Source organism: Thomasclavelia sp., from assembly GCF_017889095.1.
GTDB lineage: Bacteria > Bacillota_I > Bacilli_A > Erysipelotrichales > Coprobacillaceae > Thomasclavelia.
Map to the genome: position 1 here is coordinate 1 of NZ_JAGHEW010000193.1, position 23,612 is coordinate 23,612.

General features: G+C 31.1%; 24 protein-coding genes. 19 read left to right on the forward strand and 5 right to left on the reverse strand.

Annotated features, from left to right (window positions below; translation table 11 throughout):
• The 14 genes from J7M77_RS08220 to J7M77_RS08285 all read left to right on the forward strand — a co-directional run.
• Positions 1-1,527, forward strand: a 1,527-nt coding sequence (locus J7M77_RS08220) for a DUF975 family protein (RefSeq protein ID WP_296877354.1), incomplete at its 5' end; no start/stop codon positions are given.
• A gap of 89 nt (positions 1,528-1,616) precedes the next feature.
• Complete coding sequence (locus J7M77_RS08225; protein WP_296877356.1) at positions 1,617-2,435, forward strand: hypothetical protein; 819 nt, start codon at positions 1,617-1,619, stop codon at positions 2,433-2,435.
• Positions 2,436-2,444: 9 nt separating this feature from the next.
• A complete protein-coding gene (locus J7M77_RS08230) occupies positions 2,445-3,158 on the forward strand; it encodes a phosphatase (RefSeq protein ID WP_296877358.1) in 714 nt (237 codons plus the stop codon).
• An 847-nt stretch (positions 3,159-4,005) separates the two neighbouring features.
• Positions 4,006-5,484 carry an anthranilate synthase component I gene (trpE, locus tag J7M77_RS08235; RefSeq protein WP_296877360.1) on the forward strand — a complete coding sequence of 493 codons (1,479 nt, stop codon included), beginning with the start codon at positions 4,006-4,008 and terminating at the stop codon, positions 5,482-5,484.
• Complete coding sequence (locus J7M77_RS08240) at positions 5,465-6,037, forward strand: aminodeoxychorismate/anthranilate synthase component II (RefSeq protein ID WP_296877363.1); 573 nt, start codon at positions 5,465-5,467, stop codon at positions 6,035-6,037. The genes trpE and J7M77_RS08240 overlap by 20 nt, the downstream gene beginning before the upstream one ends.
• Positions 6,030-7,037: an anthranilate phosphoribosyltransferase gene (trpD, locus tag J7M77_RS08245; RefSeq protein WP_296877365.1), complete on the forward strand. Its 1,008-nt coding sequence runs from the start codon at positions 6,030-6,032 to the stop codon at positions 7,035-7,037. The genes J7M77_RS08240 and trpD overlap by 8 nt, the downstream gene beginning before the upstream one ends.
• Positions 7,038-7,051: 14 nt before the next feature.
• Positions 7,052-7,849 (forward strand): indole-3-glycerol phosphate synthase TrpC, encoded by a 798-nt coding sequence (gene trpC / locus J7M77_RS08250; protein WP_296877367.1) that lies wholly within the window; start codon positions 7,052-7,054, stop codon positions 7,847-7,849.
• Complete coding sequence (locus tag J7M77_RS08255) at positions 7,839-8,435, forward strand: phosphoribosylanthranilate isomerase (RefSeq protein WP_296877369.1); 597 nt, start codon at positions 7,839-7,841, stop codon at positions 8,433-8,435. Before trpC ends, J7M77_RS08255 begins: the two co-directional genes overlap by 11 nt.
• On the forward strand, positions 8,425-9,606 hold the full coding sequence (gene trpB / locus J7M77_RS08260) for a tryptophan synthase subunit beta (protein WP_296877371.1): 1,182 nt from the start codon (positions 8,425-8,427) through the stop codon (positions 9,604-9,606). The genes J7M77_RS08255 and trpB overlap by 11 nt, the downstream gene beginning before the upstream one ends.
• Positions 9,599-10,366: a tryptophan synthase subunit alpha gene (trpA, locus tag J7M77_RS08265; RefSeq protein WP_296877373.1), complete on the forward strand. Its 768-nt coding sequence runs from the start codon at positions 9,599-9,601 to the stop codon at positions 10,364-10,366. Before trpB ends, trpA begins: the two co-directional genes overlap by 8 nt.
• A 414-nt stretch (positions 10,367-10,780) precedes the next feature.
• Positions 10,781-12,007 carry a TrkH family potassium uptake protein gene (locus J7M77_RS08270; protein ID WP_296877375.1) on the forward strand — a complete coding sequence of 409 codons (1,227 nt, stop codon included), beginning with the start codon at positions 10,781-10,783 and terminating at the stop codon, positions 12,005-12,007.
• Between the two features lie 61 nt (positions 12,008-12,068).
• Positions 12,069-12,713 (forward strand): TrkA family potassium uptake protein, encoded by a 645-nt coding sequence (locus J7M77_RS08275; protein WP_296877377.1) that lies wholly within the window; start codon positions 12,069-12,071, stop codon positions 12,711-12,713.
• Positions 12,714-12,757: 44 nt separating this feature from the next.
• Positions 12,758-14,665 carry a DUF4118 domain-containing protein gene (locus tag J7M77_RS08280; protein WP_296877379.1) on the forward strand — a complete coding sequence of 636 codons (1,908 nt, stop codon included), beginning with the start codon at positions 12,758-12,760 and terminating at the stop codon, positions 14,663-14,665.
• Positions 14,658-15,356 (forward strand): response regulator transcription factor, encoded by a 699-nt coding sequence (locus J7M77_RS08285; RefSeq protein ID WP_296877381.1) that lies wholly within the window; start codon positions 14,658-14,660, stop codon positions 15,354-15,356. Before J7M77_RS08280 ends, J7M77_RS08285 begins: the two co-directional genes overlap by 8 nt.
• A gap of 40 nt (positions 15,357-15,396) precedes the next feature.
• Here the strand turns inward: J7M77_RS08285 and J7M77_RS08290 are convergent, their stop codons facing one another.
• The gene (locus J7M77_RS08290; RefSeq protein ID WP_296877383.1) at positions 15,397-15,810 is read right to left on the reverse strand and encodes a hypothetical protein; all 414 of its coding nucleotides are present in this window, start codon (positions 15,808-15,810) and stop codon (positions 15,397-15,399) included.
• A 70-nt stretch (positions 15,811-15,880) separates the two neighbouring features.
• On the opposite strand from J7M77_RS08290, the gene J7M77_RS08295 reads away from it, so the two are divergent.
• From J7M77_RS08295 to J7M77_RS08305, 3 genes are read left to right on the forward strand one after another with little or no spacing between them, the layout of a single operon-like run.
• Entirely contained in the window at positions 15,881-16,375 is a 495-nt protein-coding gene (locus J7M77_RS08295; protein WP_296877385.1) for a DNA-deoxyinosine glycosylase, read from the forward strand.
• A gap of 42 nt (positions 16,376-16,417) precedes the next feature.
• Positions 16,418-17,761 carry an MATE family efflux transporter gene (locus J7M77_RS08300; protein ID WP_296877387.1) on the forward strand — a complete coding sequence of 448 codons (1,344 nt, stop codon included), beginning with the start codon at positions 16,418-16,420 and terminating at the stop codon, positions 17,759-17,761.
• A gap of 3 nt (positions 17,762-17,764) precedes the next feature.
• A complete protein-coding gene (locus tag J7M77_RS08305) occupies positions 17,765-19,252 on the forward strand; it encodes a carboxypeptidase M32 (protein ID WP_296877389.1) in 1,488 nt (495 codons plus the stop codon).
• Positions 19,253-19,299: 47 nt separating this feature from the next.
• Here J7M77_RS08305 and J7M77_RS08310 read toward each other — a convergent pair whose 3' ends face one another.
• The 4 genes from J7M77_RS08310 to J7M77_RS08325 are packed head-to-tail and all read right to left on the reverse strand — an operon-like array spanning position 19,300 to position 22,079.
• A complete protein-coding gene (locus J7M77_RS08310) occupies positions 19,300-20,157 on the reverse strand; it encodes a hypothetical protein (protein WP_296877391.1) in 858 nt (285 codons plus the stop codon).
• Entirely contained in the window at positions 20,150-20,443 is a 294-nt protein-coding gene (locus tag J7M77_RS08315) for a PqqD family protein (RefSeq protein WP_296877393.1), read from the reverse strand. The genes J7M77_RS08310 and J7M77_RS08315 overlap by 8 nt, the downstream gene beginning before the upstream one ends.
• Positions 20,430-21,572 carry a radical SAM protein gene (locus J7M77_RS08320; protein ID WP_296877395.1) on the reverse strand — a complete coding sequence of 381 codons (1,143 nt, stop codon included), beginning with the start codon at positions 21,570-21,572 and terminating at the stop codon, positions 20,430-20,432. Before J7M77_RS08320 ends, J7M77_RS08315 begins: the two co-directional genes overlap by 14 nt.
• A 48-nt stretch (positions 21,573-21,620) precedes the next feature.
• Positions 21,621-22,079 carry a hypothetical protein gene (locus J7M77_RS08325; RefSeq protein ID WP_296877397.1) on the reverse strand — a complete coding sequence of 153 codons (459 nt, stop codon included), beginning with the start codon at positions 22,077-22,079 and terminating at the stop codon, positions 21,621-21,623.
• Positions 22,080-22,254: 175 nt separating this feature from the next.
• Here J7M77_RS08325 and J7M77_RS08330 point away from each other — a divergent pair, with 175 nt between their 5' ends.
• Together J7M77_RS08330 and J7M77_RS08335 are read left to right on the forward strand one after the other, a co-directional pair.
• Entirely contained in the window at positions 22,255-22,731 is a 477-nt protein-coding gene (locus tag J7M77_RS08330; protein ID WP_296877399.1) for an AAA family ATPase, read from the forward strand.
• Between the two features lie 184 nt (positions 22,732-22,915).
• On the forward strand, positions 22,916-23,612 hold a 697-nt coding region (locus J7M77_RS08335; RefSeq protein ID WP_296877401.1), incomplete at its 3' end, for a PD-(D/E)XK nuclease family transposase.

Here is a 23,612-nt window from a genome sequence, read left to right on the forward strand (position 1 = left end):
TTGAAATTATGGGCACGTAGCCATAGTCAAAAACGATGGCAAATTTTGAAATATTTTTTAATGATCTTAGCGATAATTATAGCTACACTAGGTACTTTAATGGTTTTATTTTATTTTTTATTGACCCATAAACCAGCTAATACAATTGGTTTATTAGATTTATTTATTGTAATTGTAATGCTTTTAGCGTATTTATTCAGTGCTGGTTTATTAGTACAGTTTAATTGTATTTTAAAGAATATAGTTAATGATAATAATGTTAGTTTAAAATTATTAAAAGCTAGTCCACTAGTGTATTTAAAAAACGGATTGGCTGGTGGAATCTATATACTTACTGTTATTATGGGTTGTTTATTATTTGTCGCACCAGGAATTCTTGTCTTTTTAAAATTTATGCCGGTTATGTATTTACTTGCCAACAATCAGGATATGAAAATTACTCAGGCGGTTAAAATAAGCTGGAAAATGATGAATCTTGATCAAATGGCTGAATTGTTTTTATTGATTTTGAGTTTTGTGGGCTGGTTTGTTTTAGGATTATTAACTTTATTGATTGGCTATATTTGGATACTGCCGTATTTTTTACTAACAATCAGTAAGTTTTTAGTTGAACTGGAAAATAGTTATTTAGGAATCAAAGATAGTAACCAGGATATTGATGAATTTGTAGCCATGAATCATTTACAAAATGATGGTAAGTTCATTTATGGCTGGTTTAATGAATATCCAATTGTAATTGAAGTAAATGATGATAAATTATTAGCTCAAATTAGTGTTAGTGATTTTAAACAACGTAAAATAGATGAATTTTTAACTCAAATTGAACTTAGTTTTCAAAATGTTAAAACAATTGATTATCATCATGGAATTATTTCTTTAGTTTTATCTGGACATGATTTGAATTTTATCTATCAGGTATTAAAAAATATCACTTTAACAATCCGTAAATTCGGTTTTTTGCCTGGGTGTCATAATTGTCATCGTGATAAAAATGCCACATTTTATCGTTATCAAAATAATGTCATTTATTTATGCGATGATTGTCATGATGAATTAGAAGATCATTTTCATTTTGATCTTTCTAAATATCTTTCTGGTTTTACTGGTAGTCTTATTGGGGCATTAATAGGTGCTTTGTTATGGATTGGAATTTACCAATTCACTTCTTTAGCACGAGTTTGTGGTTACTTAATTGCTTTATTTGCATTAATTGGTTATCAAAAAATAACTAAAGAAATATCCGTTTTAGGTTTAGTAACTAGTATTGTAATCAGTTTGATAGTATTTATTTTATCAGAGTTTTTAGGAATTAGTTTACAAGTATTATTAACTTCTAATCTTAGCAGTTTATTAGAGGCAATTATGAAAACTCCTGAATATATCTTAAATAGTGGTATTTTATATTTAGTTGAAAAAGATATTTTAGTTGGTTTAAGCTTTATGCTGTTTGCTTATCTTCAGTTTAGTTTTCGCTTGTTACAGATAAAAAAAGATAATCAATTACTTGAATTAGAAGTATATGAATAGATAAAGATGTGATCTTCACATCTTTTTATTTTGATATGGTGATGTTATAATGATAGTATTAAAAATTTAATATAAAGGGGGCTAGATCAATGAATAATGGGCTACTGGCATTTATTTCTGGAATGCTGGGGACGATGATTGGTGGGACAGCATCGTTTGTAATTACTGGTTTAGTGGGGTTAATTGTTATTATTTTAAATGCAGCCGGAGCAAATACTAATTTTTTAAATGATCAGGTTTTAAATTTATTGTTTATGCCATGTGTCTGTTTTAATGGGGCAGTCGCTGGATTGGCGGTAGCGGCAAATGTTCGCCATCATGATATTAATGGTGCTAATGGGAACTGTTCTTTGCATTTTACTAAAGATCCGATGGTTTTATTAGTCGGTGGTGTTTTTGGGCTTCTTGGTTATTTGCTTTTTTTGTTATTTAGTTATTTGAATATACCAATGGATATTGGGGCATTAGTTGTTTTATTGGTTAATTCATTGATTAGGGTTTTGTTTGGAACTAAAAAATATATTAATCATCCTCAAGATTCTTTATTTACAAGTAAGCAAATTAATTTTTGGCTGTTTCAAATTATTTTTGCCGGAGGATTATCATTAGTAACAGCTTATTTTGTGAAAATGAGTGGTGTAGCCAGTTTAGGGTTTTCGTTAAGTGCCCTTAGTTTGATTTTTGCTTTTATCAATGACGATTTTCCAGCGACGCATCATACTACTTTAATAGCTGGATATGCTATCATGGCTGTTGATTCGCTGTTATTAGCGAGTGTACTAGGAATTCTTGCCCAAATTGTTTTTATTCTATTTAATACATATTTTAATACTGAATTAGATAGTCATGTTGATGCACCAGCGGCATCGATTGCTTTGTTTAGTTTAATTATTTTTACTGTTTTTTAGGAGGTTTTTATGAAGGATATTGAATTAGATGTACATACACATACTCTTGCCAGTGGTCATAGTTATTCGTCAATGACCGAAATGGTTCATGAAGCTAAAGCTAAAGGATTGAAATTATTAGGAATGGTTGAACATGATGTAGGAATTCCGGGAACTTGTGATCCGATCTATTTTAAAAATTATCATGTTGTTCCTCGTAAATTTGATGGCTTAGATATTATTCTTGGAATTGAAATTAATATTATCGATCATAGTGGTAAATTAAGTATTGATGAAGATTTATATAAATATGTTGATTATTGTGTAGCGGGAATTCATTTTCATTGTTATACACCCGGTACTATTGAACAAAATACTCATGCAGTAATTGAAGCGATTAAAAATCCGCACATTAGTGTAATCGTGCACCCTGATGATGGTTATTGTCCATTAGATTATAACCAGGTTGTTTTAGCGGCCAAAAAATATCATACTTTATTAGAAGTAAATAATAATGCTTTAAGAAGTTCTTCAAGACTTAATTCAAGAGAAAATGTAATTACGATGCTTGAGTTATGTAAATTGCATCAAGTAAAGATAATCTTAGGCAGTGATGCTCATATTCATTTTGATATTATGAATTTTGATCAGATAGAAGATATTTTAGAAGAAATTGATTTTCCTAAAGAATTAATCGTAAATTATAGTGTTGAAGAGTTTTTAAAATACATAAAAAACAAGTGAGATTAATTTCTCACTTGTCTTATTTTTATTGTTAAACTTATATCAAAAATGGTATCTATTTGTTAATTACTCTTTTATTTCCGTTTTGACCCAACCTTAGTGAGCCACTGATATAATAGGGGGTCTACGTTTCATATTTAGACGATAATCTTTCTTCCAATTAATTCGAAGATTCATCGGAGTGATATTAGAAATGTAGCTGATGAAAACTGGCTTAATTCTAAAAATTCTTTCCTCGTCTGTAGCTAGACCGACTTCAAATAGTTGATATGTTCTTAACAGTGTGTCAATTAAAACAATCAATGTATAAAGCATTAATATTGAAATAATATACATTTCGTTCATATTATCAACTCCTTTCGTCTAACCCTTTCCTCACTATTATAATAGCACATTTATCCAAAAAATGAAAGGGCTTTCATTAAAAAAATAAATATTTTTTTGTTGATTTTATCAATGTTTTTTTACTTGATAAAAAATGTACAGAGAAAAAAACATTTATTAAAATGTCAAGATTTTATTGACATGCTTTTAATATCAGTATATCATTATACACAAGAAAACCGATGAAGTGGAGATAAAAATAGATCGTGCCCTAATAGAGAGCCTGGATGGTGGAATCAGGTAGAACGCAGCCTATTAAATGGACCACGGAGGGCAAAGTGAAAGGTATTTACCGAGTATTCTTTGACGTGAGACTTACGTAAGTAGTCATAGATGTGATAGCATCTAGTAAGGGCACGAGTGTATCGTGAAGCAAGGTGGCACCGCGGATTAGTGTATATTTCCGTCCTTGACAGAATTTTTCTGTCGGGACGGTTTTTTATTTATCAAGGAGGAAAGAAAGATGTATTATCCAACGTTAAAACAAGCTAAAGAAATAGTTAGTCAAGGTGATTATGACATTATTCCTGTTAGTAAGGAAATTTATGGTGACCAGGTTACGCCGATTGCTATAATGCAAATTTTGAAAAATTATAGTAACCATTGTTACCTACTTGAAAGTGTTGATGATACGAAACGTTGGAGCCGCTATACTTTTTTAGGTTTTGAACCGACAAGTGAAATAACTTGTTTAAATAAGATAATGAAAATTGATCAGACGGTTTTTAAAACAAGTCATCCTGGAAAATATATAAAAAAAATATTACAGAATTATAAAAGTCCTAAAATTCCTGGATTACCAACGTTTACTGGTGGTCTGGTCGGATATTTTGCTTATGATTATTTTAAATATAATGAACCGGTTTTGAATTTAAAAAGTGATGATGATAGTTTTAATGATGTTGATTTGATGCTATTTGATCAGGTAATCTGTTTTGATAATTATCGTCAAAAAATTATTTTGATTGCTAATGCTAGAATCAAAGATCTTGAAAATAGTTATCAAGAAACCGTTAAAAAAATTGAAAGATTGCAAAAGTTAATTTTTAATGGTCAAAAGGCAGTAATTGAACCGTTGCAATTAACGAGTGATTTTAAAGCGTTGTTTAGTAAAGATAAATATTGTTCGATGGTTGAAAAAGCTAAAGAATATATTAAAGAAGGGGATATTTTCCAGGTGGTTTTAGCTAATCGCCTGCAAGCTAAAGCTAAAGGCAGTTTATTTGATACTTATCGCATTTTAAGAACGTTAAATCCTTCACCATATATGTTCTATTTTGCTAGTGAAAGTCAGGAAATTGCTGGAGCATCGCCAGAAACTTTAATTAAATTAGAAAATGATCAGTTATATACTTACCCACTGGCAGGAACGCGAAAACGCGGACGAGATGAAAAAGAAGATCAGTATTTAGAAAAAGAGTTATTACATGATGAAAAAGAATTAGCAGAGCATAATATGTTAGTTGATTTAGGTCGTAATGATCTAGGCAAGATTTCTAAATTCAATAGTATTAAAGTAGAAAAATATTTAGAAGTATTGAAGTTTTCTCATGTGATGCATCTTGGTTCTACTGTATCGGGAACAATTTTAGATGATAAAGATGCCATTGATGCTATTGATGCTTTACTTCCAGCGGGAACTTTATCAGGAGCACCGAAAATTCGTGCCAGTTCGATCATCAATGAACTGGAAAATACCCGACGGGGGATTTATGGCGGTGCAATTGGTTATCTGGATTTTACCGGAAATATGGATATGTGTATTGCTATTAGGATTGCTTATCGAAAAGGTGAAAATGTCTATGCTTGCAGTGGAGCGGGGATTGTTTATGACAGTATTCCGGAAAATGAATATCATGAATGTTTAAATAAAGCTAAAGCAATCGTTAAGGCAATCAAAGAAGCTGATGGAGGGATTGAAGATGATTTTATTAATCGATAATTATGACAGTTTTGTTTATAACTTATATCAGTTATTAGGAAATTTTAGTAATGAAATAGAAGTTAGGCGCAATGAAATTACGGTTGAACAAGTAAAACAGTTAGATCCCCAGGCAATTATTATTTCACCAGGACCAGGAAAACCAAGTGAAGCTGGCAATATTGAGTTAATTATTAAGTATTTTTATGATAAAAAACCGATCTTAGGAGTTTGTTTAGGTCATCAGGCTATTTGTGAAGCTTTTGGTGCTACGATAAGTTACGCTAAAGAGTTAATGCATGGTAAAAGTTCGATAATTGATGTAAATGATGATTTGTTATTTAAAGGCTTGAAGACCAAAATTAAAGTTGGCCGTTATCATTCTTTGGCGGCTATAAAAGATAGTTTAAGTGATGAACTTCAAGTTATTGCCACAAGTGAAGATAATGAAGTAATGGCTATTAAACATCGTAAGTATCCGGTTTATGGCTTGCAGTTTCATCCGGAGTCAATTTTAACTATTGATGGTAAGATGATGATCAAAAATTTTTTGGAGGTATGTAATCATGATTAAAGAAGCAATTTTAAAATTAGCGAAAAAAATAGATTTAAGTGAAGATGAAGCAAAAACTTGTATGAATGAAATCATGGATGGTAAAGCCAGTGATGTCCAGATGAGCAGTTATTTAACCGCTCTTAGTTTAAAAGGAGAAACGATTGCTGAAATTACCGGAAGTGCTGCGGGAATGCGGGAACATTGTATTAAATTATTAAATGATGAAGATGTTTTGGAAATCGTTGGAACCGGCGGTGATGGCTCTAATTCTTTCAATATTTCGACTACTGCATCATTAGTTATTGCCTCAAGTGGCATTAAAGTAGCTAAACATGGTAACCGAGCTGCCAGTTCTAAATGTGGGGCAGCCGATGTTTTAGAAAGTTTAGGTGTAAAAATTGATGTATCTCCTAAAAAAAGTGCTACAATATTGAACAAGATTAACATTTGCTTCTTATTCGCTCAAAACTATCATATTGCGATGAAGTATGTAGCCCCAATTAGACGGGAACTAGGAATTAGGACGGTTTTTAATATTTTAGGACCATTAACTAATCCTGCCGGTGCTAATATGCAGGTAATGGGTGTATATGAAGAAGCGTTAGTCGAGCCATTGGCTAAAGTTTTATCTAATCTAGGAGTAAAACGAGCAATGGTGGTATATGGACAAGACAGTTTAGATGAAATCTCACTATCGGCACCGACAACTGTTTGTGAGGTAAAAGAGGGAACTTATCATAGTTACATTCTTACCCCAGAACAGTTTGGGTTTAAACGCTGTAAAAAAGAGGATTTAGCTGGTGGCAGTCCTGATTATAATGCGAAGATCACGCGGGATGTTTTAAACGGAGTCTTAGGACCAAAACGGGATGCCGTTTTATTAAATGCTGGTGCAGCAATTTATATTGGTGGTAAAGCCGCCACGATGCAAGAAGGCATTAACTTAGCGGCTGATTTGATCGATAGTGGTAAGGCTTTAGCTAAACTGGAGGAGTTCATCAAAGAAACTAATACGTAGAAGGAGTTTGTTGTATGATTATTGATGATATTGTAGAAAGAACTAAAGAGAGAGTAGCTGAAAATAAAAAGAGAAATTCGATTGATAAGCTAGCAAAGTTAGCTTTTGAAAAACCAATTAGTAAAGAGTATCCATTTGAAAAGGCACTTAGAAAGCCTGGTTTATCTTATATTATGGAAGTTAAAAGAGCTTCACCATCAAAAGGTGTGATTACTCCTAATTTTGATTATAAAACAATTGCTAAGGAGTATGAAGATATTGGAGCTGCGGCTATTTCGGTTTTAACGGAACCGGATTTTTTCAAAGGGGACGATGATTTTTTAGCGGAAATAGCGAAAATCGTAAAAATACCGGTTTTACGAAAAGATTTTGTCGTTGATGAATACATGATTTATGAAGCTAAATTATTAGGCGCTGATGCGGTTTTACTTATTTGCAGTGTTTTGGATGAAATTACCTTAATGCGCTGTTTAAACTTAGCTGAGCGTTTAGGAATGAGTGCTTTAGTTGAAGCCCATAGTTCCATGCAGGTAAAAAAAGCATTGCGAGTAGGTGCTAAAATAATCGGTGTTAATAATCGTGATTTAAGAAATTTTGAAGTAGATTTAAATAATAGTATTGAACTAAGAACCATGGTTCCTGAAGATGTAATTTTTGTTTCTGAAAGTGGTATTAAAACTTATGAACATATCAAAGTTCTTGAAGAAAATAAAGTTGATGCCGTCTTGATTGGGGAAACATTATTACGGGCCCATGATAAACGAAAAGCTTTTGAAATCCTTCAGGGACTTAGAAAAGCGGATGAAAATTAAAATTTGTGGACTATTTCAAAATGAAGACATAAATTATGTAAATGAAGCATTGCCTGATTATATCGGTTTTGTTTTTGCTAAAAGTAAACGCCAAGTTAGTTATAATCAGGCAAGAGCGTTACGACAAAATTTAAATGCAAAGATAAAGGTTGTTGGGGTCTTTGTCAATGCGAAGATAGCAGAAATAGAGTTTCTCGTAAATCAAAAAATTATTGATTTAATTCAGCTCCATGGTGATGAAAGTGATGAATATATTAAACAGTTAAAAAGTAAAGTAAAGGTGCCAATTATTAAAGCAATTAAAGTAGCTGATCAAAATAGTTTAACTGATCTTAATTATTCCGTTGATTATTATCTTTTAGATAATGTAATTAGCGGTAGTGGCAAAGTGTTTAACTGGTCATATATAAAACAATTAGATAAACCATATTTTTTAGCCGGCGGGATTAATTTAGATAATCTCGATGCGGCTTTAAAGATCAATGCTTATTGTCTTGATGTTAGTTCTGGAGTAGAAACTAACGGAGTTAAAGATGGTTTGAAAATAAAGGAAATGGTAAGGAGAGTAAAGGAAAATGGCAGGTAGATATGGAATCCATGGAGGGCAATATATTCCCGAAACATTAATGAGTGAAATTCATAACGTGGAAAAGGCTTATGAATATTATAAAAATGATCCCGAGTTTAATCGTGAGTTAGAACAGTTATTAAAAGAATACGCTGGTCGACCATCATTATTATATTATGCTAAAAAAATGACTGCAGATCTTGGTGGGGCGAAGGTATATTTAAAACGAGAAGATTTAAATCATACTGGTTCCCATAAAATTAATAATGTTTTAGGCCAGGTATTAATGGCTAAAAAAATGGGGAAAACCCGAGTAATCGCGGAAACTGGTGCAGGACAGCATGGGGTGGCGACAGCTACGGCAGCAGCCTTACTAGGATTAGAGTGTGAAATTTTTATGGGAAAAGAAGATACTGATCGTCAGGCTTTAAATGTTTATCGGATGGAATTATTAGGAGCTAAAGTTCATAGTGTTACTACCGGAACGATGACGTTAAAAGATGCTGTTAATGAAACAATGCGTGAATGGACCAAACGAGTTGATGATACTTTATATGTTTTAGGTTCGGTAATGGGTCCCCATCCTTTTCCAATGATCGTTCGTGACTTTCAAAGCGTTATTTCTAAAGAAGCTAGAGCTCAGATCTTGGAATATGAAGGAAAACTGCCAACGGCAGTGATGGCTTGTGTTGGTGGCGGCAGCAATGCGATGGGAATGTTTTATAACTTCATTAATGATCAAGATGTAAAACTAATTGGCTGTGAAGCCGCTGGTAAAGGTGTCGATACGGCTTTTAATGCAGCAACCATTGCAACGGGAACATTGGGCGTTTTCCATGGTATGAAATCCTATTTTTGCCAGGATGAATATGGTCAAATTGCACCAGTATATTCAATTTCCGCCGGTTTAGATTATCCAGGAATTGGACCAGAACATGCCTATTTACATGATATTAAACGAGCTGAGTATGTTCCAGTTACTGACGATGAGGCTGTTAGTGCGTTTGAATATTTAGCGAAAACAGAAGGAATAATTTGTGCAATCGAAAGCGCTCATGCTATTGCTCATGCTAGAAAAATAGTACCTAAGATGAGCAAAGATGATATTGTAATTATTTGTTTATCAGGTCGTGGTGATAAAGATGTAGCAGCAATTGCTAGATATAGGGGGATAGATATTCATGAATAGAATAAAACAAGCATTTGATCATCAAAAAGCATTTATTGGTTTTTTAACTGCTGGTGATCCTAATATGGAAAAAACGGTTGAATATATTTTAGAAATGGAAAAAGCTGGGGCATCATTAATTGAAATTGGGATTCCTTTCAGTGATCCAATTGCTGAAGGTCCCGTTATCCAGGCGGCTAATATTCGTGCTTTAGCCAATCACATGACTACGGATAAAGTTTTTGAAATTGTCAAAGCTGTTCGTCAGGTTTCTAGTATTCCTTTATGTTTGATGACTTATTTAAATCCGGTTTTTCATTATGGTTATGATAAATTTTTTCAAAAATGTCAAGAATGTGGTGTCGATGGAATTATTATTCCTGATTGTCCTTATGAAGAAAGTAAAGAAGTCATTGATGTATGTACAAGATACGATGTCACCTTTATTTCTATGATTGCCCCAACTTCAAAAGAAAGAACACTGATGATCGCTAAAGAAGCTAAAGGCTTTATTTACCTTGTTTCTTCAATGGGAGTTACGGGAATGCGTAATAATATTGATAGTGATATCGCTGGTATTGTCGAAACAATTAAGAGTGTTGCGGACACGCCAGTAGCTATTGGTTTTGGAATCAATAGCCCTAAGCAAGTCAAACAGTTTGCTAAAATTACCGATGGTGTGATTGTCGGCAGTGCGATTGTTAATATTATTAAAGAATATGGCGAAAACGCTCATCAGCCATTATATGATTATGTCTCTTCATTAACTAAAGAATTGTAAAAAATAAAACCGAGATTCGGTTTTATTTTTTTTAAAATTTAGATGATTTAATTAAAAAGTATCCTGCACCAAAAATAATTGAAAGTAATGCAATTAGAGCAATATTTTCCATATCTAACACCTCTTATCTACTTATAAAATAACAAAAATAATATAAAAATAGCGTTATTAATTTTGTTTTTGAATTAAGATTTTATTAAGAATAAACCATCTTTATACAATCTTAATCTCACTCAGTAAATCTTAATTTTATATTTATAGTTTCTTTAGTATATTAGATTTAAAGAATAGGTAATTGGAGGGATAAATATTAAACGGAGAATAACAGAAAAATTATTGCAGGGTTACTCACCGACCAAAATAATTTTCTTCGGCTTTTGTGCAATAATATTTTTAGGGACAATATTACTTAGTTTGCCAATATCTTTAAAAGAAGGAAAAGAAATTTCAGTATTAACATCCTTTTTTACCGCCACTTCAGCAACTTGTGTTACTGGTTTAATTCGAGTTGATACTTATAGTCATTGGAGCTGGTTTGGGCAGTTAGTGATTATTTTACTGATTCAAATTGGTGGGATTGGTTTTATGACATTTTGTATTTATGCTTTGACTTTAGCGCGAAAGAAAATTGGGCTCTTAACGCGTTCAGTAATGCAAAATTCAATTTCATCGCCACATGTCGGGGGAATTGTTAAAATTACTAAATTTATTATTTGTGGAACATTTATAGTAGAACTGATTGGAGCTGTTTTATTAGCATTCGTTTTTTGTCCGCGATTTGGTTTTTTTAAGGGAATCTGGTTTGCTTTGTTTCATAGTATTTCCGCTTTTTGTAATGCCGGATTTGATTTATTAGGGATAATCAAACCATTTAACTCGATCGTTCCGTATCAAAATAACTGGTATGTCAATCTGATTATTATGTCATTAATTATAATTGGCGGGGTAGGTTTTTTGGTTTGGAAAGATATGATCGACAGTCGCTTTCGTTTTAAGAAAATGCGTTTGCATACTAAACTAGTAATTACAATAACTTTGATTTTAATTTTTGGCGGAACTTTATTTGTCTATCTTTGTCAAGAGGGCAATACAACGCTTTTACAATCAATGTTTCAATCAGTAACTGCACGTACAGCTGGTTTTAATAGCATTGATTTATCTAAAATTAGAGAAACGACCCAAATGATCTTGATTATTTTAATGTTTATTGGTGGTTCTTCAGGATCAACTGCTGGGGGAATTAAAACAACGACTGTTGCGGTATTGTTTGTTAATATTTTTAGCTTATTTAAACAGCGAAAAGCGGTTGAAGTTTATCATCGACGAATTAGTGAAGATGTTATTAAAACAGCTAGCTGTATTTTGATGGCTTATTTAACACTTACATTAATAGTGTCTTTAATTATTTGTCAAATTGATCAGGTAACTTTTTTGCAGGCTTTATTTGAATGTGTTTCTGCCATTGCAACAGTTGGTTTAACTTTAGGGATAACGACGGAACTTTGTGGTTTATCACATTGTTTATTAGCATTATTAATGATTTTTGGTCGCGTGGGATCAATGACCGTATTACTTGCTTTTGGTGCAAATCGGGTTAATAAAATGACTAAAGCACCTGCAGAGAAAATTCAGATAGGATAGATTTATAAGAAAGGGGTAAATATTTCGAATACTGATTATAGTGTTTGAAAAATTAGTGTTTATGAAATCTGTATTAGTAATAGGATTGGGACGTTTTGGACGTCATTTGTCAAGAAAGTTTATTGAAGAAGGCAATGCTGTTTTGGCAATTGAAAAAAATGAAGAAAGAGCAGATAATGCAATTAATATCGTAAGTGAAATTCAAATAGGTGATGCTACCAATGAGGATTTTATTGAATCTTTAGGTGTTAATAATTTTGATATTTGTGTTGTTGCAATTGGTGATAATTTTCAAACAGCATTAGAAATTACGGTTTTATTAAAAGACTATGGAGCTTCATTTGTGATTGCTAGGGCAAATCGTGAAGTACATCGTAAATTATTGCTTAGAAATGGAGCTGATACAGTTATTTATGCCGAAAAAGAAATGGCAGAAAAAATTGCGGTAAAATATGGTTCGAAAAATATTTTCGATTATTTAGAATTAACGCCAGATACAGCAATTTATGAAATAAAAGTACCGGAAAGCTGGATAAATAAAACAATTATCGAAAAAGCAGTTCGAACTAAATATCATGTCAGCATTTTAGCAACTAAAAGAAATGGTCAAATATATCCTTTACCTCAGCCAAATCATGTATTTATTGCTGATGAAACATTAATTGTTATGGCAAAGGAAAAATCAATTAGAGAATTAACTCGTTAGTAATTATGTTATAATAGTTACTGAAAGGATCGTAAACGAGAATTATGCAAGAACATGTTTTAATATGTCTATCACCATCAATGTCTAATCAAGATGTGATTAAAATGGCCAGTGCAGTTGCTAAAGCTAATGATGCTTTATTTACTGCTTTGTATGTAGAAACGTATGCTTATTCTAAAATTAGTAAAGAAGATCAGGAAAGATTGCAGGAAAATATTGCTTATGCGCGTACATTGGGGGCCAATATTGAAACAGCTTATGGTGATGATATTGCTTATCAGATTAATGAGTTTTGTCTTAAAAGCCAGGTAACTAAGGTATTTATTGGTTATAGTCAGCGTCGAAAATGGTCGTTATTTAAAGCGCATCTTGATCGTCAAATTTTAGAAACTTTAGAAGATCTTGATGTTAATATTGTATATCATCAAAATGTTAATAGTGATGAAATAAAAATTAATAAAAGTACTTTTACGTATCAAAGTAGTGATTTATTAATATCAGTTGTAGTTTTATTATTGGCAACTTTAATCGGGATGTTATTTCATTATTTGGGTTTTAGTGAAGCAAATACGATTACAGTATATATTTTAGGTGTTTTGATCATTGCAGTTACTACATCTAATCGAATTTATAGTTTGATTTCTTCGATATTAAGTGTGCTGATCTTTAATTTTATCTTTACTAATCCACGCTTTACTTTTGCAGCTTATGATTCTGGTTATCCAGTAACCTTTGTAATCATGTTTTTAGCGGCCTTTATTACCAGTACCCTAGCAATCAGATTGAACCAGCAAGCTAATCAGGCAGCTCAATATGCTTATCGTACTAAGGTATTATTAGAAACTAATCGATTGCTTCAAAAAGAAAAAAGTATTGCTGGAATCAAAGAAACCACGGCTAAACAGATTATCAAATTATTGGATTTACCAGTAATTATATGTCAAATCGAAAATGATCAATTAAGTTATGAAAATTATGGTGATTTTAATCATAATTTAGTGATTGATAAAAATATTGATGCAAATGTAAAACATGTTTATAAACAAAAAAATGCCTATCAAGACAGTAATTATTATTTACCAATATTAAGTGCTAATGATATTTATGGAGTAATTATAATTGGATTGAATTATAATATTATTGATGCTTTTGAAAATAATTTGGTTTTATCAATCGTCGGTGAATGTGCGTTAGCCTTAGAAAAAGAATTATATAATAAAAAGCGTCAGGAAGCTGCTATCGAAGCTAAAAATGAACGATTACGTGCTGATTTGTTACGTTCAATCTCTCATGATTTACGAACGCCATTAACGAGTATTTCTGGTAATGCTAGTGTTTTAATTAATGAGGCGAAAAATTTAGATGATGATAAAAAAAATCAGTTATATGAAGTGATCTATGACGATTCATTATGGCTAATTAATCTAGTTGAAAATTTATTAAGCGTGACAAGATTAGAAAATGGTAAAGTTAGCTTGAATTTAAAAACTGAACTGATTGAGGAAGTTATCAATGAGGCTTTAAATCATATTAGTCGTCGCATTGAATTGCATCATTTAAAATTAATAAATCATGATGAATTCATTTTAGCTAAAATTGATGCTCGATTGATCATGCAGGTAATTATTAATATAATTGATAATGCGATTAAATATACGCCAGCTGGTTCAACGATTGAAATTGAAACATTAAAACATGATGGTTATGTTGAAATTCAAATTCGTGATGATGGACCGGGAATAAATGATCATGATAAAGAACGGTTATTTGAGATGTTTTTTACTGCCAAACATGATATCATCGATTCAAGACGGGGCTTAGGCTTAGGTTTAGCTTTATGTAAATCAATTATAATGGCTCATGATGGTATAATCAAAGTAGCAGATAATCATCCTAAAGGAACGGTGTTTAGTTTCACATTACCAATTGAGGAGGTCGAAATTCATGAATAAACCATTAGTATTAGTTGTCGAAGATGATAATGCGATTAGAAATTTGATCGTGACAACATTAGAAACTCACGATTATCGTTACCATACTTGTCAAACCGGAAAGCAGGCTATTAGCGAAACTGCTTCAAAAAAACCAGATATTATGCTTTTAGATCTGGGCTTGCCAGATATTGATGGGGTGGAAATAATTAAGAAAGTAAGAACTTGGACCAATATGCCCATCATCATTATTTCGGCACGAAGTGAAGATCATGATAAAATTGAAGCATTAGACGCTGGTGGTGATGATTATTTAACTAAACCATTTTCAGTTGAAGAATTATTAGCTCGTTTGCGAGTAGTCATTAGAAGATTGAATTATTATCAAAATCAACTTAATGAAAGCAGTGAGTTTATCAATGGTGATTTGAGAATTGATTATGCTAGCGGCTGTGCTTATTTAGATGGCAAAGAACTTCATTTAACACCGATTGAATATAAATTATTATGTCTGCTTTCTAAAAATATGGGTAAAGTATTAACGCATACCTATATTACCAAAGAAATTTGGGGAACTGCTTTAGAAAGTGATCTCGCTTCTTTGCGGGTTTTTATGGCAACATTGAGAAAGAAAATTGAAACCAATCCGGCAAAACCAAAATATATTCAAACACATGTTGGAGTTGGTTATCGCATGTTGAAAATAGAGTAATAAAAGAGAAATTAGGCTGATTTCTCTTTTTGTTTATACTTTATTTTTGATTTAAATATAATTTTTCTTGATACAATAGCTTGGTTCCATCTTCATATTCACCAACTAAAGAATGGATTCCACTTACATAATCATCTTTAAAAGTAAAAGCTTGCTGTTTTTTTAAATCATAGCCAGATAGAGTGGCCTTAACTGTATCTAAAGGAAAGCCTTTAGGACGTGTGATTCTTTCTAATACTTTTAAAACATTAGTAAAATCTTCTTGGCTGTCTAGATCCTGCCATTTTTTTAAATCGATTGGCAAAACATAATGTTCATTTTCTAATAACAATTCATTTTCTTGTAGACGATAAATTGATTTAACATGATAAAAAGCATCCATGATATTCTTTTTAGATAGGGTATGGATGATCATTTTAACATCTTTGCTTTTTTTGATTGCATATTCTTGCATAATAATTCTCCTTAAAATTATTGTTTTGTTGTATAATTATTATAGCATATTTAATAAGGGGGGGAAAGCTATGAAAGCATATCATTTAATTGATCCAGTTTATGATGATCATTCAAAAATCTTGATTTTAGGATCTTTTCCATCAGTTAAATCAAGAGAAGCTAATTTTTTCTATCAGCATCCTCAAAATCGGTTTTGGAAACTTTTAGCACTTATTTTTGATGATCAGATCCCAACAACAATTGAAGCTAAAAGAGCTTTTTTAACTAGACATCAAATAGCCTTATGGGATGTAATTGCCAGTTGCAATGTTGAAGGTTCCAGTGATAGCAGTATTAGTGATGTAGAAGTTAATGATTTATCAAAAATTATCGATCATGCTAAAATTAAACATATTTATACTAATGGTAATTTAGCTGATAAACTATATCATCGTTATTTTGATTCTAAAATTAATTTACCAGTAACTAAATTACCCTCAACTTCACCAGCTAATGCCAGTTATTCATTAGATAAATTATTATCTTACTGGAAAGTGATCAAAGAGGATAATAATCTTTTATAGCGGTTATTTGACTTTAAGTTAATAAATGGCTATGATATAACCATGGGTGATATTATGACAGAGGGAAAAATAACTTCAGTATTATTAAAATTTTCTTTTCCAATGATTTTGGGAAACTTGTTGCAGCAGTTATATAATGTTGCCGATACCTTTATTGTTGGCCATTATATTGGTACTAATGCTTTAGCAGCTGTTGGTTCGGCATTTACATTGATGACTTTTTTAACATCGATCATTTTAGGATTATGTATGGGTAGTGGTGTTTTGTTTTCGATGTTATATGGGGCTAAACAAGAGGAAAAGATGAAAGTTTCTTTTTTTGTATCGTTTGTTTCCATTGCCGCACTAGCAATAATCTTAGAGATATTTTGTCTTGTTTTTATTAATCAAATTTTAGTTTTTATGAAAGTACCTAAGGATATTTTTAGTGATAGTTATGAGTACTTGGTGATAATTTTTATTGGTTTATTTTTTACTTTTTTATATAATTATTTTTCATCATTATTAAGAGCCTTAGGTGATTCCAAAACACCGTTAATTTTTTTAGCTATTGCAGCTTTAATTAATGTTGTTTTAGATATTGCTTTAATAACAAAGTTTGATTTAGGGATAGCTGGTGCTGCTATTGCGACGATAATTGCTCAAGGATTCAGTGGAATTGGGATTATGATTTATAGTTTAAAAGTACGAAAAGAACTGATTCCAAGTAGAAAAGATTGCCATTTTGATCAAGAAATCTTTAAGAAAATCAAGGATTATTCATTATTAACCTGTATGCAACAATCAGTAATGAATTTTGGTATTTTGATGATTCAAGGATTAGTCAATAGTTTTGGCTTAGTAACGATGTCAGCTTTTAGTGCTGCAGTTAAAATTGATTCATTTGCATATATGCCAGTACAGGATTTTGGTAATGCTTTTTCAACCTTTATTGCTCAAAACCAAGGAGCCGGGTTAAAACAGCGAATCCAGGAGGGGTTGAAAAAGGCAATTATGATCGTTACAATTTTTTGTTTAATTATTTCAGCAGTTGTATTTATTTTTGCTGATAAGTTAATGTTGATTTTTATCGATCCAGCTAAGATTGATATAATTAGTCAAGGTGTTCAGTATTTACAAATTGAAGGAATTTGTTATCTAGGAATTGGCTGTTTATTTTTATTATATGGATATTATCGCGGGGTTGGTAAACCAGGTATTTCAGTCGTATTGACAGTTATTTCACTGGGAACCAGAGTGGTTTTAGCCTATGCTTTGGCGCCAGTTTTTGGAACTTTAGCAATTTGGTGGGCCATTCCAATTGGCTGGTTTTTAGCGGATCTAACGGGAATAGTATTTGGGATCAAAAAAGAAAAGTGGTTAGATAAAGAAATAAAGGAGGTCTAAAAAATGGATTTTCAAGACTTGCAAGAATATTTAGATAAATTACATGCTTATAAACAAGCTTTAACATTGTTTAGCTGGGATCAGGAAACCGAAGCACCTGAAAAATCAATGGAACAAACTGCTAAAGCAGTCGGTGTTTTAGCTAAAGAATTATTTGAACTGACAACTGATCCTAAAGTAAAAGAAATATTATTAGAATTAAAGGATCAAAAACTAAAACCATATCAAAAGGCAATTGTCGATAAATGGTTAAAAGAAATAACTCGTTTAGAAAAAATACCAGCTAAAGAATATCAGGAACATCAAGAAAGATTGTTAATTGGTCAAAGAGTATGGCAAAAAGCTAAACAAAAGAATGATTATCAAATGTTTATGCCATATTTAAAAGAAATTGTTGCTACTGAAAAAAGATTTGCAACTTATCGAAGAAAAGATGAAGCATGTTTATATGATGTTTTATTAGATGATTATGAACCGGGATTTAAAGTTGAACAATTGGATCAATTTTTTGCTTTGCTTAGAAAAGAAATTGTTCCATTATTAAAGAAAATCCAAGCTTCACCAATAAAGATAAATAAAGATTATAATTATTATCACTATGATCTTGATAAACAAAAAGAATTTAATCAATGGTTAGCGGGATACATTGGTTTTGATTTTGATAAAGGGGTAATTAAAGAAAGTGAACATCCCTTTACAACGGAATTTCATAATCATGATGTAAGAATCACAACTCATTATTATGAAGATAATTTAGAAAGTGCAATTTTTTCAACTATTCATGAATCAGGTCATGCAATCTATGAAATGAATATTGATGATGATATTACGATGACTCCAATTGGAAGTGGTGCTTCTATGGCAATGCATGAATCACAATCGCGTTTTTATGAAAATATCATTGGTCGAAGTTTACAATTTTGGCATCCAATTTATCCAAGAATGCAAAAAATCTTTGCCCCTAATTTAGATGATGTTTCTTTAGAACAGTTTATCCAGGGAATTAATAAAGTAGAGCCTAGTTTAATTAGAACTGAAGCTGATGAACTTACTTATTCTTTGCATATCATGGTTCGTTACGAAATTGAAAAGAAATTATTTAATGAAGAGGTTGATTTTGAAGAATTACCTAAATTATGGAATCAGCTTTATCAAGAATATCTAGGAATTACACCATTAGATGATGCTACTGGGATTTTACAAGATATCCACTGGGCTGGGGGAGATCTTGGTTATTTTCCAAGTTATGCTTTAGGTAGTGCTATTGGTGCACAAATTTATCATCATATGAAAAAAACAACAGCAATTGATGATTGGATTGAATCCGGTGATTTCCAAGTATTGAAGAAATATCTTCAAGAAACGATTCATCACTATGGAGCTACCTATAATACTAATGAAATCTTAAAAAATCTAACTGGTGAAGACTTTAATCCTCAATATTATGTTGATTATTTAGTTGATAAATATATCAAGTTATATCAGTTGTAATAATTATATAAATCAATAATCACAGATTGTTTAAAAGGGGGCTGTAATTACTTTGTTTCGTTACAGTCCCTTTTTATTAATGTTTTTAAGACGTTTACCGCATCTTGATCAATTTTACATTTTAAAGATATTAATAAAGTATTAGCAATTATTTTTTCTATTAGAGCTAAAGATTGATCAATAGAAGTTAGATTCCATTTATTAACACTGATTTCTTTAAATAAATTATAGCTAGCAATCGATTTTTCAATTAAATTTGCTTCATTAATAGGAGCTTGTTTTAAAAACACAATGGCTTTTAAAGGATAATGCTCATTTAAATTAATCTTTGATGAACCACAAAACGGTAATCCCCAAACTTCAATGTGGTTATTTTTATCATCATATACTAAAATACTGCGATCACCGTTAATTATTGTAGCATGCTGGTACTGTTTCCATAAAGCGGCTTGAGTACTTTTACCAGTTTGACTAGGAGCACTAAAAACAATTCCTTGATGATGCCACTGAATAAAAGCAGAATGAAGAATTAAAGCATTATGATTTAAAAGATATTTTTCCAAAGCAAATAATTCAATAAATAGAATATTAATCTTAGGTGTGATAACTTCAATCATAAAATGATTATCATCGATTTCACGATAGATTCCATAAGGCTGATAATTGAAAAAATGAATTCTTGTTTCTTTGCCTCGATCATTGTACATTAATCGTTCTCCATTTTGAAATACTAAATTACCATGAACTGGTGCAAATTCATTAGTAACTTTAACAGTACAATAAATAACTTGTTGATGAGTTATTTGTTTAATAAAAAACTGTTTTATTTCATCACTTATTTCTAAAGGCTGTTCACTAGTGAGATTAAAAACAAGGGGGCCTATTTGTAGATATAAATTATTCATGAACTTTCTCTAATTCTGGGATATCTAAAACAAAGCCACGAATATAAAATTCCCATAAAAAACCATAAACATCTTTTTTTGCTTGTTTTTTGTCAACTTCATATTCATTGACAACTTCATTAATAATTTCATTTAATGAATCACATTTATCAACCATTTTCCAAATAAAAGCAGCCGTACTGGTTAAATGAAGCATTCCATTAAATGATTGAGCAGCTTCATTAATTGGAATTAATATATGTTCACCAGCAACATCTCTTAAAATGAAATTTTTATTTGTTTTCATTATCTTCTACCTCTTTAACTAATTTTTTTAATAATTTTTCATATTCCTGACATAGGTTACAATGATAAGCTACTACATTATCAGTTTTTCCGGTTTCTGCAAATGAAGAAGCACCACAATTTTGACAAATGTTTCTAAATCGACAATTATAACATTCTAGTGATAAACAAATATCATTACTTTTATTTTTAATATACTCCCATCCTTCTTTAAAAGAAATCTCATTTAAATTGCAGTTAGGATTTTCCATCATTCCACATGGACTTAAAATACCACGCCAATTGATCCAAAAGCTTCTAACACCAGCAGCGCATAAAAAACCACTAGGCATATCACTACTTTTAAAGTCAAAATTTTTAGGATCGATTTTAGCTAATGTTGCTTTAACTGATTCAATATCATTAGGATTTTCTTTAATACTGTATTTAGCTAACTGATATTGAATTCTTGCTGCTTCTTTAGCTGATAAACGATGTTCATTAAAATGTTTGTTATCTTTTATTTTTCTAACGGGTGGAAACATATAAGTTGGTGTTGAAATAGGAATATTTAATCTTTCGGTAATTTCAATTACTTTAAATAAATCATTTTGATTATGTTTGTTTAAAGTAAAATTTATTTTTACGGGAATATTATTTTCTACTAATTTTTCAATTGCATTCATTGTTTGCTCAAAACCTGCGCCATAACCACAAACCTTTTGATAAGTTTCTTTGCTGGCACCATATAATGAAACATTAACTCTTCTAGGTGGATTCTCTTTAAATAAAGCGATAATCTGGTCATTAATCAAAGTTCCGTTAGTATTAATCGTAACTATAATCCCCATTGAACTGATCGCTTGATATAATTCTTTAAATCCCTGATAAAGCAAGGGTTCACCACCAGTTAACAGTAAAAATAATGTGCCATTATCTTTTAATTCTTTAACAATCTCTATCCATTTTTCAACACTTAATGGTTTACCAATTTTATTCATTTCACTGACAGAAGTTTTAATATAACACATTTTACAATCCATATTACAAATTGGTAATAATTCAATGCTACCGCTAATGGGTACTTTTTCTCTAGCAGCTTTATCACATATATATTTTTCAAAGCCATTATTAGGCTGAATTGTCATCATAACTTACTTTCTCCTTTTTAAAAAGCACTCCACTAGGAGTGCTATCAATTAACTAAATACTTTTTCCATTATAGAATCATAATCACCTTCATTTACATAAGTACCATAGCAAGGATTATTTGTTGTTGGTTTTTTATTTCCCCATCCTCCATATGTAGATACAAAACTAGGAACATTATAACCGCCCCAAGTGGCATTACAGTAGTATTGTGTACCGGTTTCACCATAAACAACTGCACTTTTTGCAGGTTGCGCGTTGTTATTATTTAAAATTTCAGTTTTACCGATTCCACTTCGATCAACTTTAATTTGACAAGTACTATTAGTTGCTTCTACCCAAACACTAGTAAAATAAGTACCATCCATAAAATGACGATGACTTGGATTTGCACATTGCATTCTGTTGTTACCTGAAGTACTAGTAATTTGCCAAGCACAAGCAGCTATATAACTATTGGCAGCAAAGAGTTCTTCTGTTGCTACTGGTATTTCATATGTTTTCTTCATGAGTTTCCCCTCCTAAACTATATTTTACAAATAAGATTATACCAGGCTTATTTTTTGCCTTGTTATTAATATGTGATTTAAATGGTTTTATGTAATTAATTATTGTCATTAAGTTACACGGATTTAAATTACTAATTTGAATATAAAATGTTACAATAGTTGAGAGGTGAATATTATGGGACTATATTTAAATCCAGATAATAAGAATTTTTATGAAGCTATTAATAGAGAAATTTATGTAGATAAATCTCTGTTAATCGAAAGGCTAGAGTATTTAAGAAAAAAAGTTAATAAATATATTTGTGTATCTAGACCAATACGTTTTGGTAAAAGTACTGATGCCGATATGTTAGTTGCATATTATTCTAAAGAATGTAATTCACATGATTTATTTGATTCATTAAAAATTAGTAATACAAATATTTATTTAAATCATCTTAATAAGCATAATGTTATTTATTTAAATATACAAAAGTTTCTAAATGAAACACATAATGTGGTTAAAATGGTTGAATTGTTAACTAAACTTATATTTAGAGATATTAAGAAAGAATATCCTGATATTGACTATCTTATAACCACTGATTTAACTCAAATTTTTGAAGATATCTATAGTGAAATCGGCAAAAGATTTATTTTTATTTTTTTATAAACTACTTTAATGTAAACACTTCTAGGAAAACAATATTGAATTTATAATTCAATGAATTTTTATAGATAATAAGATATACTTTTTTAAACAACAGTAAAGATATTCCAGTTTTATTTAAAAATATGAAAATAAAAAAAGAGATTTTTCAAGTTGGGGAGTAAAAGAATAATAGGAGGTATTTTATATGGAAGAAAAAGAATTACCAAAAGCTCATCTGGCTATTCCTTTTCATAATGACCTTTTCTTTAAGTACATGCTTGTAAATAACCGTTCCCTGCTGGAAAAAGTTCTTAAAGCAGTTACAGGTACTGCCTTTACTGTTGTATCGATTTTAAATCCCGCCATTAATAGCGATTCTGTTGACGGTAAAAACGTTGTTCTTGATTTACTGGTCGAAGATGAAGACAAAAACACCATCGATATCGAAATGCAGATGTACGGAGATTATTCTACCGAGTACTTCCGGTTTAACTATTATGGATGTCTAATGATAACTAATCAGCTAAGTGCCGGTGAAGACTACGAGAGCCTAAAAAAGGCTTATCAGGTAATCTTTTTAAATCAGAGAAGTTCCGATCATCTGCTATACGATGAATTTGTCTTTAAAGGACGGAAAAACAGTGTTGATAAAGGCAACTTAAATCACCGTTTTTATGTATATCTGTTAGAAATTGAAGACCTCCTAAAAGAGAAGAAAAAAGACGATCTGAATGAACTGGAAAGCCTGTGTTATCTGTTTAAAAAGAACGAATATGATGGTATAATCAAAGAGGAAGAAAACGATTTAATAAAGCAGGTGGTAGAAATGCATGAAAAGTTTACAAAGGATACCAAGATGTGGGATTTAGCATTTGCAAGAGAAAGTGCTCGAATGCGAGAAA